This is a genomic window from Nocardioidaceae bacterium SCSIO 66511, assembly GCA_023100825.1.
Taxonomy (GTDB): Bacteria; Actinomycetota; Actinomycetes; order Propionibacteriales; family Nocardioidaceae; genus Solicola.
The window spans coordinates 2,929,369-2,942,849 of sequence record CP095846.1; the positions used below are offsets into that span (position 1 = coordinate 2,929,369).

Consider the following 13,481-nt stretch of genomic DNA (forward strand, 5'->3'; position numbering starts at 1 on the left):
AGCCGAAACGGGAAAGCCGGCGAGCAACCCCAGCGAGTAGCTGCGGCTCCCGCGTCGCCGCGTCTTTGCCCAGCCGAGGTAGCCGGGAAAGCCGAAAGCGACCGGAGTCGGGCAGGCGGGTGGTCGCACCGAAGGAGCGGGAAAGCCGACATCGAAGCGAATCGGGCAGGCGAGTAGTCGCACGGTAGAAGTGGGTATGGAACCGCAAGTCACCACTGACCGAAGCTCTCCCGGCCACGCGTCTTGTATTGGCGGCCGCGATCGGTACCTGCCCAGGTCCAGTACTTGCGCCTGCCCGGGCCGACGAGCCGGTTACGGGCCCGCTTCCTCGCCGCGGTCTCGCCGTAGCGGACACCACTGGCCCAGTCCCTGGCGCGGCCGTTGACGATTCGGTACGCGACTGCGATCCAGCCGTTGCGTACCCAGCCCGCCTTCACGCAGCCGGCCGATCGGCCGTTGTGCAAGCAGCGTCGATGCGCTTGGCGAACGGCCTTCTTCTTGGTCGCCCTGTTGATCGACCACGTCTTCTTGCCGGTGATCGTGTTGAGCGAGATGGCGGTGAAGCACCGTCGGTGCTGCTTCCAGCACTTCGCGTATCGGGCGGGGTCCGGCCGTACGTCTCGGGTGGTCGGGCTGGACTGCGTCACGGCCGGTCGCGCCCCCGATGCCGGCGCGCCCGCGAGCAGGCCCGCGGTGAGAACGGCCGCAACGATCGCGGTGAGCAGTGAACGTGTTGCGGGTCCGAGAGATGACATGAACTCTCCTCGAGATCGGACTGCGCGAGCCTCGGTCGGGTCGCGTCCGGCCGAATGTATCCCGAGACTGGTCCGCGTCGTACGTACGACGTGCTCAGCCGAAGCGGTAGCCGATTCGTACCCGACCGCCCGTATGCGATCCCGTGACTCGAAACCGCGGCGCTCCCTTCTTCGCAACTGAGCCGGCGCTGTTGCTCAGCGAGCCCACCGACATGGTGAGCCGCTCGGTGTCGACCGACGCGCCCTTCGGCACGATGATCCGGATCGACGTCCATGCCGTGTCGAGCGCGATCTCGATCTCCCTGTGCGCGATGAGCGCTTGCGAGAAGTCGAGACGGGTCGCGCCGAACTTGCCCGTCAGGACCAGCCGACGCGGCGCCTGCCATCGACCACGACGGACAATTCGTACGCCCGTCTGGCGGATCTCCATCGTGTCGGCATACCCGACCGCGTCGCCGGACTCCTCCAGCGGGAGGTCCTTGACGAGTCGCTCGATCTCGCCGTAGGTGTGCGCGCTGTACAGCTTCTCCAGCCGATGCTCGAGTTCTTGGATATCGAGGCGCCCGTTGCCCGCGGCGAGGCGCAGGCGCTCGGCGGCGTGGTCGCGGTCAGCGTCTGTGACGCGCGTACTCCGGTACCGATCGTCGCTCACGATTCGAGGCTACCGGGCGTTCGACACCGAGATCCGCGCGGTAGCGGGGTTCCGTGGAGGGCGAAGCCCCGCTACCGCGTCAGACCTCGGGGCTGTAGTGACGTGGGTCGTCGCGGTGTTCGGGCGGCGGTAGGTTGCGGCGCGGCGTCTGCACGAGTGGCGCACCGGCCGGCCGGCGTCCGGCGGCCATGTCCATGCCCGCGCGGGCGCGCGGATGCTTGCGGTAGCGAGCAGGAACCAGACCGAACGCGGCGTTCACCGCCTTGCCGACGCGACGGTGGCGCCGCGCATCGCGTTCGGTCCAGTCGAACCCCAGCAACTCGCGTACGGCATCGTCGTACATGCCCACCGTCAGCCAGACGAAGGAACGCTCGATCAGCGGGCGTACGCGCACCCAGACCGCGCGGGGAAGCCACGGCAGGAACGGCGGTACGTCGAGCGTCGACAGGTCGAGAACATCGCGGGTCGCCTTGTTGTCTTCGAGTACGTCGGTGCACATGTGCTTCCAGTACGTCTGGAAGTCCTCCCACGACTCGGGAACCGGCCGCATGCTCATGCCGTAGAGGCGATACCACTGCACGTGCTCGTCGAAGAGCCGACGCTTCTCGTCCTCGCTGATGCCGCCGATGAAGTTCTCGGCCGTCACGATCGTGCCCATGAAGAACGTCGCGTGCGCCCAGTAGAACGTCTCCGGATCGAGCGCGTGGTAGCGACGCCCTTGGCTGTCGACGCCCTTGATCTCGTTGTGGTACGCGCGTACCTCCGCAGCCGTCTCGGCGGCCCGGTCGCCGTCGAAGACCACGCCGCCGATCGGGTAGAGCGACCGCAGCAGCCGCTGCCAGCGCTCCTCGAAGAACCGCGAGTGTTGCTCTACGCCGGCGCCAAGGCCCGGATGCATGTTCTGCATGGAGCCGGCCCAAAGTCCATGGAGCAATCCGCGCCAGTCGCCGAAGTACCGCCAGGTGAGCGATTCGGGGCCGAGCGGGCATGCGGCACCTTGCCGGCTCGTATCGCTGCTGGCAGAGTGACAACGCACGTTGTCACTCTAGGCTGTCAGACGACACCGGTCAACGAGAGGAACGCAATGGTCGACGGCTCCGGATCTTGGGCTGGTTCCTCGCTGGCCGACCGGCGCGCTGCCCGGCGCGAGGCCCTTCTCAGCGCCGGCGTCGCGGCGCTCGGCGCGGCCGACGCGCGGCCCGTCACCGTACGTGGCGTGTGCCGCGCGGCGGAACTGACCGAACGCCACTTCTACGAGGCGTTCGGCGACCGCGACTCGTTCGTACGCGCGGTGTACGACCGGGTCGCAGCCCATGCCGGGCGTACGGTCGCCGCCGCGGCAGACACCGCAACCTCAGACGTACGCGCAGCCCGAGCGTCCGTCGAGGCATTCATCGCGCTGATGTTGGACGAGCCCACAGTCGGGCGCGTACTGCTGCTCTCGCCGACGACGGAGCCGGCGCTCAGCGCACGAGGAACCGCGCGAGCGCTGGAGTTCGTCGCCCTGGTACGTGCTCGGCTACCCGCCGCGAGTCAGTCGGGCGACGCCGGGCTCGCCGCGGTGGCCATCGTCGGAGCGTTGTCCGGACTGCTGATGGCGTACCTCGCGGGCTCCGTGCAGGCCGACCGCGCCGCGTTCACCCAGCACTGCGTCGACGTCGTGCTGACGCTCGGGGCCGGACCGGGGAGCTAGAACTTCTCCTTCATCCCGACGACCTCCCAGCCGTTGTCGCCGCGGTCGAGTTCGAGCGTCCAGATGTAGGTCTCCGGGCGTAATGGTTGCGACTTGGCGTTCTTGCTCATCTTGAACGTGGTCGACGTATCGGCTTTCACCTTCGCGACGGCCTGTGCGGTCGAGTCGTCCTGCATCGTCGCCTCGACGTTCATCAGCTTGTAGAACTGGCCGTCGACCGATCCGCCGTTGTCGTAGATGTCGTCGTACGTCGCGGGGTACTGCTGGCAGCTCGAGCATTTCGCAACGAGATCGTGCAACGCCTTGGTCTCGCCCGTGTCGCCCGCCCGGTTGACCATCTGCACGAATCGGCGGGCGTACGCCTCGGCGCCCGCCACATCGGGGTTCTCTGACCCGTCCGAGATGCCCGAGTCGCCGTCGCTCGAGGCGGACTCGCTCGTCGACGGGCTCTTGTCCGGCTCATCGGACGACCCGGAGTCGTCGCTGCAGCCGACGGCGAGGACAGTCACGGCCGCCACGGCGGCCACAGTGCGGAGTTGGCGACGCATACCCGAGCCCTTCCCTTCGTCGGTTGTCCACCGTAACGCCGAGGAGACGCGACGCCCACGACCGGGATCGCGCGTCGCGGTGCGCGCCGCACCGCGTACGTGCAAGAGTTGCGCATGCCCAGTGGTAACAACCACCTCGAGCTCGACGGCGTACGCGTGCGGCTCAGCAACCTCGACAAGGTGCTGTATCCCGACGACGGCACCACGAAGTACGACGTGATCCAGCACTACCTCACGGTCGCGGACGTCATCCTGCCCCAGCTGGCGGGGCGTCCGGCCACCCGCAAACGCTGGCCGGACGGCGTCGAGAGCAAGCCGTTCTTCGAGAAGAACCTCCCTCGTGGCACTCCGGAGTGGGTACGACGCATAGAGATCGACTCACCGGGCAGCAGTAAGGACCGTACGCATGTGACGTACCCGATCATCGAGAACCGCGCCGGTCTCGCCTGGGTCGCGAATCTTGCCGCCCTTGAGCTGCACACTCCGCAGTGGTCGATCGGGCCACGCGATGGCATCCGCGATGCCGACCGCCTGGTCATCGACCTCGACCCGGGCCCGCCCGCAGGCCTGCCCGAATGCGTCGAGGTCGCGCAGCTGATCCGCGAGCGCCTCGCCGACGACGACCTGGACGCCGTGCCGGTGACCAGTGGTAGCAAGGGCATGCAGCTGTACGCTCCGCTGCCGAAGCGTCGACCGCCGATGGAGTTGCGCGACTACGCGTACGAGCTGGCGACCTCGCTGGAGAGCGACCATCCGGACCTCGTCGTCTCGAATATGAAGAAGGCGCAGCGCGGCGGCAAGATCCTGCTGGACTGGAGCCAGAACAACCCGGCGAAGACCACCATCACGCCGTACTCGCTGCGCGGGCGTACGCGATCTTGGGTGGCGACTCCCCGCTCGTGGGACGAGCTCGACGAGAACCTCCAGCAGGTGCACCGCACCGAGATCCCCGACCGTCTGGACACGTACGGCGACCTGATGCCCACGTAGCCCCGCCTGCCCACCCACCCCGCTGGGCCGCACGTTTCAGCCCCGAATCGGGCGAATTTGGGGCTGAAACGTGCGGCCCAGCGGGGTGGTCAGACAGACTTCCAGTCCTTGAAGCCGATGGCGATCACCCGCATCTGGCGCTTCGCCTGCTCGGCGACCTGCCGCTCGAGGTCGGGCCTGCCCGGCGGCACCTCGATGATCTCCTCGGCCGTGCCCACCATGTTGTTCACGAACAGCTTCGAGACCATCTGGACATCGGCCGGCGTCCACGCCTCGATGTACGGGAAGCGGGCGAGATCGACGGCGAGCTCGCTCACGAACAGGTCGAGCTCATGGCGGATCGCATCGCGAATCTCCTGCACTCCCCCGAACCGCTCCCGGGCGATGAAGGCGAAGTGCTCGGGACGCTCCTTGACGACCCGCACGATGATCTCGGCCGATCTCGCGATGACGTCCTCGTACGTACGCGGGTCCTGGCGCGCCTCGCGGATCATGGCGCGAAGGGTCTCGAACGACTCCCCGACCAATGCCAGTCCGAGCTCGTTCATGCTCGCGAAATGCCGATAGAACGCGGTCGGCACGATGCCGGACGCACGCGTCACCTGGCGGAGGCTGAGGCCGCCGAACCCGTACTCGCCGGTGAGCTCGAGCGCAGCATCCACGATCGCGCGGTGCGTATGCTCCTTCTGCTCCTGGCGGCTGCGCATGGCCGACACCATATCGATCCCCGTCGTCTGGCTGACGTTGCTCAGTGACCGACGTGATCCGCCTCGCATTGGCCACCTGCCTGTTTGACCACAGGCGATTCACTCGGCACTATTCTCAGTGTACAAATGTTCACTGTCGGAGGTGCATAGTGGCGCGAACCCGCTCGACGCGCGGAGTTGCCCGGCGCTTCCTCGCGTCCTCGTTCGTACACAGCCTGACGACGCCACACACCATCGACCGGTTCCTCGAGCACGTGCACCCGATGCTCGCCGTACACGAGGTACGCGCCCGGGTCATCGAGGTACGCCACGAGACCGGGCTCGCCAGCACGGTCGTACTCGAGCCGAACGACGCGTGGGACCACTTCCTGCCCGGCCAGCACGTCCAGTTCGGCGTCGAGGTCGACGGCAAACGCCGGGTCCGCTGCTTCTCCGTTTCGAGTTCGGCGTACCGCGACGACGGGCGCTTCAGCGTCACGGTCAAGGTGCACCCCGACGGGTACGTATCGCAGTTCCTGCGTAACGAGCTCCGAGCGGGCATGCTCGTGCACCTCTCGCCCGCCGAGGGCGAGTTCGTGCTGCCCGAGACCGTGCCCGACAACCTGCTGCTGGTGAGCGGCGGCAGCGGCATCACCCCGGTCATGTCGATGCTGCGCAGTCTGTGCGACGGCGGACACCGGCGCCCGGTGACGTTCCTGCACTACGCGCGTACGCGCGACGACGAGATCTTCGCCGCCGAGCTCGACGAGATCGAAGCGAGCCACCCGTGGGTACGCATGGTGCGCGTCTACACCCGCGACCCCCGCGGCGGCGACATCGAGGGCCGCTTCACCATCGACCACCTCAAGCACCTCGGCCATGATCCGACCGAGTCGCCGACCTACGTCTGCGGCCCCGCAGGCCTGATCGCCTCCGTGCGTGACACCTACGCCGAGGCGGGCGCCGACGAGCAGCTCCGCCTGGAGTACTTCAAGGTGCCCAAGATCGATCTCAACGCCGCCGACGCGACCGGCACTCTCACCCTCGACGACACCGGACGCGACGTCGACAACGACGGCAACACCATCCTCGAGCAGGCAGAGGCCGCCGGCCTGACGCCGGAGTTCGGCTGCCGGATGGGCGTCTGCCACAAATGCACGACTCGAAAGAAGTTCGGCGCCGTACGCAATGTGATCTCGGGAGAGGTGCGCGCCGACACCGACGAAGAGATCACCATCTGCAACAACGTCCCCGTGGGCGACGTCTCCGTGGCGCTCTGACTCCCCGGCATCGCCACCGCCAACCACCATCAGGAGCAATGAGATGAGCCTCGCTACCGACCACAACATGGCGCCGGCCCCCTTGGTCGCCGACGACGACCGCCGCGCCACCATCGGCCTCGAGTACATGACGTACGAGGAGCTCGAGGACTTCGGTCGTGAACTCGACGAGCTGCGCCAAGAGATCCTCGACGATCTCGGCCAGGAGGACGCCGACTACATCCGCCGGGTGATCAAGGTGCAGCGCGGCCTCGAGGTCGCGGGCCGCGGACTGCTGTACTTCCCGTTCATCCCGCCCCTGTGGCTACTGGGCGTCGGATCCCTGTCGTTGTCGAAGATCCTCGACAACATGGAGATCGGCCACAACGTCATGCACGGTCAGTACGACTGGATGAACGATCCGTCGCTGAACTCCAAGAAGTACGAATGGGACATCGTCGACCCTGCGCACAACTGGCAGTACCAGCACAACTTCCTGCACCACACGTACACCAATATCCACGGCAAGGATCGCGACATCGGCTATGGCCTGATCCGCATCGACGAGGATCAGGAGTGGACGCCGTACTACTTGGGCAATCCGCTTTACGCGTTCGTGTTGATGTTCATCTTCGAGTACGGCGTGATGTTGCACGACCTCGACGTCGATCGCGCCAAGGAGGGCCACGAGACGTGGGCCGAGTTCCGTGAGCGCAACCGGCCGGCCCTGCGTAAGGCCATGCGCCAGCTGGCGAAGGACTACCTGATCTTCCCGGCACTTTCCGGGCCGTTCTTCCTCTCGACACTGGCCGGGAACGCGATCGCGAACGTCACGCGCAATGTCTGGGCGTTCTGCGTGATCTTCTGCGGGCATTTCCCCGCCGATGTCGAGACCTTCCAGCAGGAGGACGCAGAGAACGAGACCCGCGGACAGTGGTACCTGCGCCAGCTGCTCGGCTCGGCGAACATCTCCGGCTCCAAGTTGTTCCATCTGATGACCGGCAACCTGAGCCATCAGATCGAGCACCACATCTTCCCCGACATCCCGTCGCGGCGTTACCCCCAGGTCGCGGAAAAGGTGCGCGAGCTGTGCGAGCGTTACGGCCTGAAGTACAACACCGGACCGCTGTCCAAGCAGCTGGGCAGTGTTGCGAAGAAGATCGTGAAGCTCGCGCTCCCGCCGCGTAAGCAGCGCGCGTAATCCGTCTTCGCGGAGTTCGCGGACTTTTCGGTGTTCTCGTCGCTCTGAGACACCCAAAAGTCCGCGAACTCTCTCAAGCCTGTGCCGTACGCCGACAGATCTCGCCCCACGGCGTCGGCTGCAGACCGAACCGCTCCTCGGCGGCCGACGAGTCGAGTACGTACGGCCGGGTGAACATGTAGCTCATCTCCATCAGCTCATGCACCATCGCGTTGAACCGGCCCACCAACCGCATCGTGCGCATCGGGAACGGCTTGACCGCCACCGCCGGCCGCCCCGCGGCCGCCAGCACATCGGTGAGCGCTTCACGCTGGGTACGCGGGGCATTCGTCGGCGCATGCCACACCCGACCCCACGAATCTTCGTCGTCCGCGGCCGCGGCGAGCGTACGTGCCATGTCGAGCACGTCGGTCCAGGAGTGCGGAACGTCGGGGTCTCCGATCACGCGTGCGACTTTGCCGGCGAGCGCACTGGGGACGTTCCGTGACACGTGTCCGTTCTGGCCGACACCGACGCCCATGTAGTCCGATCCGCGTACCTCGACGGCGCGGATGTCACCCGCCTGATGCGCGGCGAGCGCATCCGACCACATCTGGGCGCGCAACCGGCCCTTCTTGTCGGTTGCAGCGTCGGGCATCCCCTCGACCATGGGCACCTCGACCGGCCCGTACGGGTACAGGCTCGCGGCCGTCACGAGCACCGCGCCGGTCTTGCGTGCCGTGTCCAGAATCGACGATGCGAGCGGCGGCCACACCTCCTGCCAGCTGGTGTAGTCGCCAGGGTTGGCGCAGTTGTAGAGCGCGGCCGCGCCGTCGGCCGCGCTCACGAGCGAGCTCACCTCCGACGCGTCGGCGGCCACCAGCCGGATGCCCTCGCGCTGTGGTCCGCGGCCGGACCTGGTCACAACGGTCACCTGTTTGCCGGCCGTGGCCAGCAAGGTGGCCAGCTCGGTCCCGACGGGCCCGGCACCCACGATTACGTGCTTATCAGTCATCTCTGCTCCTCAGGAATTGGGAGAGCACTGCTCTCGTTTCAGAGCATGACACGCATTGACAGAAAAAGCAAGAGCACTGCTCACTTTTCTTGTCAGTGCTCACATCGTGGGGCACCATGGCAGCCATGAATGCGCCGTCCGCTCCTCGTACCGCCCGAGCGATCGCCCGCGAGCAGCTCACCCGGGCGATCCTCGACAGTGCCCGCCGGCAGCTCGCCGAGACCGGGCCGACGCAGCTCTCGTTGCGCGCAGTCGCACGCGAGCTCGGTATGGCGTCATCGGCGGTCTACCGCTACTTCTCCTCACGCGACGAGTTGCTCACCGCCTTGATCATCGAGGCGTACGACGAGCTCGGGGCCACGGTCGAACAGGCGGACGCCGGCGTGTCTCGCAGATCGTCGTACGCGCTGCGCTGGGAAGAGGCATGCAACGCCGTACGCGGATGGGCGATCGCGCACCCGCACGACTACGCGCTGCTCTACGGCAGTCCGGTCCCGGGCTACACGGCACCGGTCGACACCGTCACTCCGGCGTCACGGGTCACCCGCGTACTGATCGGAATCATCATCGACGCCGCCGTCGCCGGCGTACACCCGGCCGCACCGCAGGCGCCCGTCTCCCGCCGCCTGCACGGTGCGATCTCCGGCCTCCGGGAGTTCTCCGAAGGCGCTCTTGACGACGCCTCGGTGCTCGCCCTCCTGCGCGCGTGGTCGGTCGTGATCGGCACCCTCACGCTCGAGCTGTTCGGGCACATCGTCGGTGCCGTCGACGACTACGACGCGTACTTCGACCACGTCGTCAGACAACTCACCATCGAGCTGGGTCTGCGCTGATACCGTTGGCCCCATGGCGATCAGTCGACGCGAGATCAACAAGGACGTGCTGCAGCAGTCCGCCGAGGCGGCGACCCATACGGCCGCCGAGGTCGGGTCGATTCTGGTCAACGCCGTTCGCGACATCACCCGTTCTGTCGGTGGTCTGGCGACCGAGATCTTCGAGATCCGAGAGGCCGCGGCGCGCGCCGAAAATGACAACGCGGAGCTAAACAAAAACTCCGAATAAGTACTCGCGCCAAATCATTTCTCCGTCAGGTCTTGCACCTTCGTTGAGGTCTGAGTAAGTTCAGGGCTACCTCATCACGCGGGGAGGAGGCCATTCATGGCCAGCATTGCGCGATTGCCGATGCCACTCATTGAGGTGTACGAGTGGCAGTACGAAGGCGCTTGTACAGAAGCAGATCCGGAAACGTTTTTTTCTCCTGAATCCGAACGTGGCCCACGAAGACACGCCCGGGAAGCCGTCGCGAAGAGCTTTTGTGCGAGGTGTCCTGTGCGCAATGATTGCCTCGAACACGCACTTTCAGTACGCGAGCCGTACGGCGTATGGGGTGGTCTCACGATCGGGGAACGCAACAACCTACTGACCCGGCGCCAGGCGGTATAAACGATTTTTACACCGCCGTACTAACCCCAGAAGATTCGCTCAACCACGGCTCGGGCGTGCCGAGTGATGCGGCGGTACTCGTCGATCATGCGTTCGCTCTCGTCGCCATAACCGAGCAGGAATGCCACTCCGGCACGATCATCGGCGTGAGTGGGCAGTGAGTCCGAGGCCTTCGACCGCACCAAGACGATGGCGTTGCGTACGCGGCTGACGAGGCGCCACGCGGCCTCGAGCGCATCAGTGTCGTCGGTGTCGATCAGTCCGGCCTCGCGTGCCGCATGCAGCGCCGGAAGTGTCCGAGGCGTACGCAGCCCGTCGACGCGGTACGCGTGCTGCATCTGCATCAGCTGCACCGTCCACTCGATGTCCGCGAGCCCCCCGCGGCCGAGCTTGAGGTGCAGCGCAGGATCGGCGCCGCGCGGCAAGCGCTCGGAGTCGACACGTGCCTTGATCCGCCGGACCTCGCTCACGTCGTCGTCGCTCACGCCGCCGTCCGGCCAGCGCCGCGGATCGATCAGGACCCGGAAGTCGGCGCACAACTGCTCGTCGCCGATCGTCGGAGAGGCGCGCAGCAACGCCTGCGCCTCCCAAACAGCCGACCAGCGGTCGTAGTAAGCCCGGTACGACGCGAGCGTACGAAGCAGCGGCCCTTGCCGCCCCTCCGGCCGCAGGTCGGCGTCCAGGCCGATTCCCGGATCGTCGCCCGGCGCCGACAGTAGTTCGCGTACGCGCTGGATCACGCCGGTCGCGAGCTCGTGGGCACGCGTCGCATCGGCTTGCGGGTCGGGATCATGTACGAACATGACATCCGCGTCGCTGCCGTAGCCGACCTCGCCCCCGCCGAGCCGGCCCATCGCGACGATCGCGATCCGGGTGGGAAGCGGTCCGCCGTACTCACGCTCGGCGGCGGCAACGCATGCCTTGAGCGCGGCCGAGATGGTCGCGGTGGTGATCGCGGTCAGCGCGTTGCCGACGGCCTCGATCTCGAGGCGTCCGAGTACGTCGGCGATGCCGACGCGGGAAAGCTCTCTGCGCCGCAGTCGGCGGATCGAGCGGACCGCGTCGGCCGGGTTGTCATAGCGTCTGACCGCGGTGTCGAACTCCTTGTGCAGGCGCTCGGCCGTCCGAGGTACGAGATCCTCTGTCTCACCGAGCAACGCAACCGCCTCGGGCGCCCGAAGGATGAGCCCGGTGACGTACGTACTCGAGGCGAGGATCGTCGCGAGTTGTTCGGCGCCCTCGCCCTCGTCGCGCAGCTTGCGGAGGTACCACGGCGTCGTACCGAGCGCATCGGAGACCTTGCGGAACGCCAGCAGGCCGGCGTCGGGGTCAGGCGCCTCGGCGAACCACGCCAGCATCGCGGGCAACAGCTGGCGCTGGATCGCGGCACGCCGCGAGACTCCTCTGGTGAGCGCCTGCAGATGGGTGAGCGCACCCTTGGGGTCGTCGTAGCCGAGCGCGACCAGTCGCTGCTCGGCTGCGTCGGCGGTGAGCCGGAGACCTTCGCGCGGCAGCGCGGCAACGGTCTCGAGCAACGGGCGGTAGAAGATCTTCTGATGCAGCCGCTGCACCTCGCGGGTGTTGGCGCGCCAGACCCGGCGTACGTCGGTGACGGGGTTCTGGCGCATCTCGAGGCTCCGCCCGATGCGACGAAGGTCGGCCTCATCGGCCGGCATCATATGCGTGCGGCGCAACGCGTACAGCTGGATCCGATGTTCCAGTAGCCGCAGGAAGATGTACGCCTCGGCGAACGCCGCGCCGTCCTCGCGGCCGACGTACCCGCCCTGGATCAGCGCGTACAACGCGGTCAGCGTGTTGCCGCTACGCAGCGACTGGTCGGACCGGCCGTGCACGAGCTGCAGCAGCTGTACCGCGAACTCAACATCGCGCAGGCCGCCTGGCCCGAGCTTCAGCTCGCGCTCGATCAGATCGGACGGGATGTGGTCGATGACGCGCCGGCGCATCGCGCGTACGTCGCGTACGAAATGATCGCGGGTGCTCGCCTGCCAGACCAACGGCATGATCGCTTCGATGTACGCCTGACCGAGGTCATCGTCGCCGGCGACCGGGCGCGCCTTGAGCAGCGCCTGGAACTCCCACGTGCTCGCCCAGCGCTCGTAGTACGTCACATGGCTCTGCAGGGTGCGTACGAGAGGTCCGGCCTTGCCCTCCGGACGCAACGCCGCGTCGACCTCCCAGATCGTGCCCTCGCCTGTGTGCTGGGAGCAGATCTGCATCATCCGTGCGGCGAGCCGGCTCGCCGCACGCAACGCCGTCTCATCGTCGGTGTCGTCAGTGGGCTCGTACACGAACACGACGTCGACGTCGCTGATGTAGTTCAGCTCGCCGCCACCGCACTTGCCGAGCGCAATGACCGCGATCCGGCACGCTTCCCGGTCGTCGCCGAGCTCTCCGCGGGCGATCGCGAGCGCGGCGCTGAGCGTACCTGCGGCGAGATCGGCGAGCTCACCACTCGACTCCTCGAACCGCGTCGTGCCGATCAGGTCGCGTGCGCAGAGCTGCAGGAGGAGACGGTGATACTCGACCCGGAGCGCGTCGATCGCAGTCGGGCTGTCCATCGCCGAGACGACCAGCTCCGACGTCGGCTCGGTGCCGGTCGCCTCCAGCAGGGCCGTACGAAAGTCTGCGTGCGTCGCTGCAGCTTCACAGAACTGATCGGTCGACAGCGCGGCCAGCTGCTCCGGATGGTGGATGAGGTACTCACCGAGCGCCCTGCTGGTGCCGAGCACGGCGGTCAGTCGCGAGTTGAGCCCGGGGTCGTTCGCGAGGATCGCCACGAGATCGTCGTCGGACCGCTCGGCGATGCCGACGAGGGATCCGACCGCCAGATCGGGGTCGGCCGCACGAGACCACTCGACGACGAGTTCCTCGGTGACACCCGCCCCGAGCTCATCGAGGTTGGCGAGCGCATCCTGCGGCGCCTGGAACCCGAGTCTGCTCAGCCGGCCGGCGGACAGGCCGTGCGTACTGGAGTCGGAGGTCACGGGACGGAGCGTAGCCCAGTCGGGCGCGTACGGCGGGTACGACCGCCGTCCCGGCGTACCGCTCGGGGGCAAGTTGTCGCCTCTACCGGGCAAGTTTGCCACCGAGCGGCGTGAAATACCACGGGCCCGTGGTATTTCACGGGGCAACGTAGGCACCTTAGACGACCGGAATCGCGGGCGAGTAGGACCTCTAAGGTAGGCCCGCCACGCCAAGATAGGGCGGTTTGCCGATGTGTGGCGCGTACCTTAGCGACG

General features: G+C 66.9%; 14 protein-coding genes. 7 read left to right on the forward strand and 7 right to left on the reverse strand.

The genetic code is table 11. The features are described from left to right. Nucleotides 1–209: 209 nt before the first annotated feature. The 3 genes from MU582_13730 to MU582_13740 all read right to left on the reverse strand — a co-directional run bounded on the left by MU582_13730 (nucleotide 210) and on the right by MU582_13740 (nucleotide 2,443). Nucleotides 210–755, reverse strand: coding sequence for a DUF4189 domain-containing protein (locus MU582_13730; protein ID UPK73496.1), 546 nt, complete (start codon nucleotides 753–755; stop codon nucleotides 210–212). A gap of 94 nt (nucleotides 756–849) precedes the next feature. After that, nucleotides 850–1,407: a DUF1707 domain-containing protein gene (locus MU582_13735; GenBank protein UPK73497.1), complete on the reverse strand. Its 558-nt coding sequence runs from the start codon at nucleotides 1,405–1,407 to the stop codon at nucleotides 850–852. 79 nt (nucleotides 1,408–1,486) lie between these two features. Further along, complete coding sequence (locus tag MU582_13740; protein ID UPK73498.1) at nucleotides 1,487–2,443, reverse strand: oxygenase MpaB family protein; 957 nt, start codon at nucleotides 2,441–2,443, stop codon at nucleotides 1,487–1,489. 48 nt (nucleotides 2,444–2,491) lie between these two features. Between MU582_13740 and MU582_13745 the strand changes: the two genes are divergently transcribed. Beyond that, nucleotides 2,492–3,100 carry a hypothetical protein gene (locus MU582_13745; GenBank protein ID UPK73499.1) on the forward strand — a complete coding sequence of 203 codons (609 nt, stop codon included), beginning with the start codon at nucleotides 2,492–2,494 and terminating at the stop codon, nucleotides 3,098–3,100. Here the strand turns inward: MU582_13745 and MU582_13750 are convergent. After that, nucleotides 3,097–3,618 carry a hypothetical protein gene (locus MU582_13750; GenBank protein UPK73500.1) on the reverse strand — a complete coding sequence of 174 codons (522 nt, stop codon included), beginning with the start codon at nucleotides 3,616–3,618 and terminating at the stop codon, nucleotides 3,097–3,099. The genes MU582_13745 and MU582_13750 overlap by 4 nt on opposite strands. A gap of 144 nt (nucleotides 3,619–3,762) precedes the next feature. On the opposite strand from MU582_13750, the gene ligD reads away from it, so the two are divergent. Next, nucleotides 3,763–4,638, forward strand: coding sequence for a non-homologous end-joining DNA ligase (gene ligD, locus MU582_13755; protein ID UPK73501.1), 876 nt, complete (start codon nucleotides 3,763–3,765; stop codon nucleotides 4,636–4,638). An 89-nt stretch (nucleotides 4,639–4,727) separates the two neighbouring features. On the opposite strand, the gene MU582_13760 is transcribed toward ligD, so the two are convergent. Continuing rightward, on the reverse strand, nucleotides 4,728–5,345 hold the full coding sequence (locus tag MU582_13760; protein UPK73502.1) for a TetR family transcriptional regulator: 618 nt from the start codon (nucleotides 5,343–5,345) through the stop codon (nucleotides 4,728–4,730). A 149-nt stretch (nucleotides 5,346–5,494) separates the two neighbouring features. On the opposite strand from MU582_13760, the gene MU582_13765 reads away from it, so the two are divergent. After that, the gene (locus tag MU582_13765) at nucleotides 5,495–6,604 is read left to right on the forward strand and encodes a ferredoxin reductase (GenBank protein ID UPK73503.1); all 1,110 of its coding nucleotides are present in this window, start codon (nucleotides 5,495–5,497) and stop codon (nucleotides 6,602–6,604) included. A 43-nt stretch (nucleotides 6,605–6,647) separates the two neighbouring features. After that, nucleotides 6,648–7,784, forward strand: coding sequence for a fatty acid desaturase (locus MU582_13770; protein UPK73504.1), 1,137 nt, complete (start codon nucleotides 6,648–6,650; stop codon nucleotides 7,782–7,784). Nucleotides 7,785–7,857: 73 nt separating this feature from the next. On the opposite strand, the gene MU582_13775 is transcribed toward MU582_13770, so the two are convergent. Next, a complete protein-coding gene (locus MU582_13775; GenBank protein ID UPK73505.1) occupies nucleotides 7,858–8,778 on the reverse strand; it encodes an NAD-dependent epimerase/dehydratase family protein in 921 nt (306 codons plus the stop codon). Between the two features lie 125 nt (nucleotides 8,779–8,903). Here MU582_13775 and MU582_13780 point away from each other — a divergent pair, with 125 nt between their 5' ends. The 3 genes from MU582_13780 to MU582_13790 all read left to right on the forward strand — a co-directional run bounded on the left by MU582_13780 (nucleotide 8,904) and on the right by MU582_13790 (nucleotide 10,221). Beyond that, on the forward strand, nucleotides 8,904–9,611 hold the full coding sequence (locus tag MU582_13780; protein ID UPK73506.1) for a TetR/AcrR family transcriptional regulator: 708 nt from the start codon (nucleotides 8,904–8,906) through the stop codon (nucleotides 9,609–9,611). A 13-nt stretch (nucleotides 9,612–9,624) separates the two neighbouring features. Continuing rightward, complete coding sequence (locus MU582_13785; GenBank protein UPK73507.1) at nucleotides 9,625–9,840, forward strand: hypothetical protein; 216 nt, start codon at nucleotides 9,625–9,627, stop codon at nucleotides 9,838–9,840. 96 nt (nucleotides 9,841–9,936) lie between these two features. Continuing rightward, a complete protein-coding gene (locus MU582_13790; protein UPK73508.1) occupies nucleotides 9,937–10,221 on the forward strand; it encodes a WhiB family transcriptional regulator in 285 nt (94 codons plus the stop codon). Nucleotides 10,222–10,241: 20 nt separating this feature from the next. Here the strand turns inward: MU582_13790 and MU582_13795 are convergent, their stop codons facing one another. Then, complete coding sequence (locus MU582_13795) at nucleotides 10,242–13,226, reverse strand: bifunctional [glutamine synthetase] adenylyltransferase/[glutamine synthetase]-adenylyl-L-tyrosine phosphorylase (GenBank protein UPK73509.1); 2,985 nt, start codon at nucleotides 13,224–13,226, stop codon at nucleotides 10,242–10,244. Nucleotides 13,227–13,481: the final 255 nt, after the last annotated feature.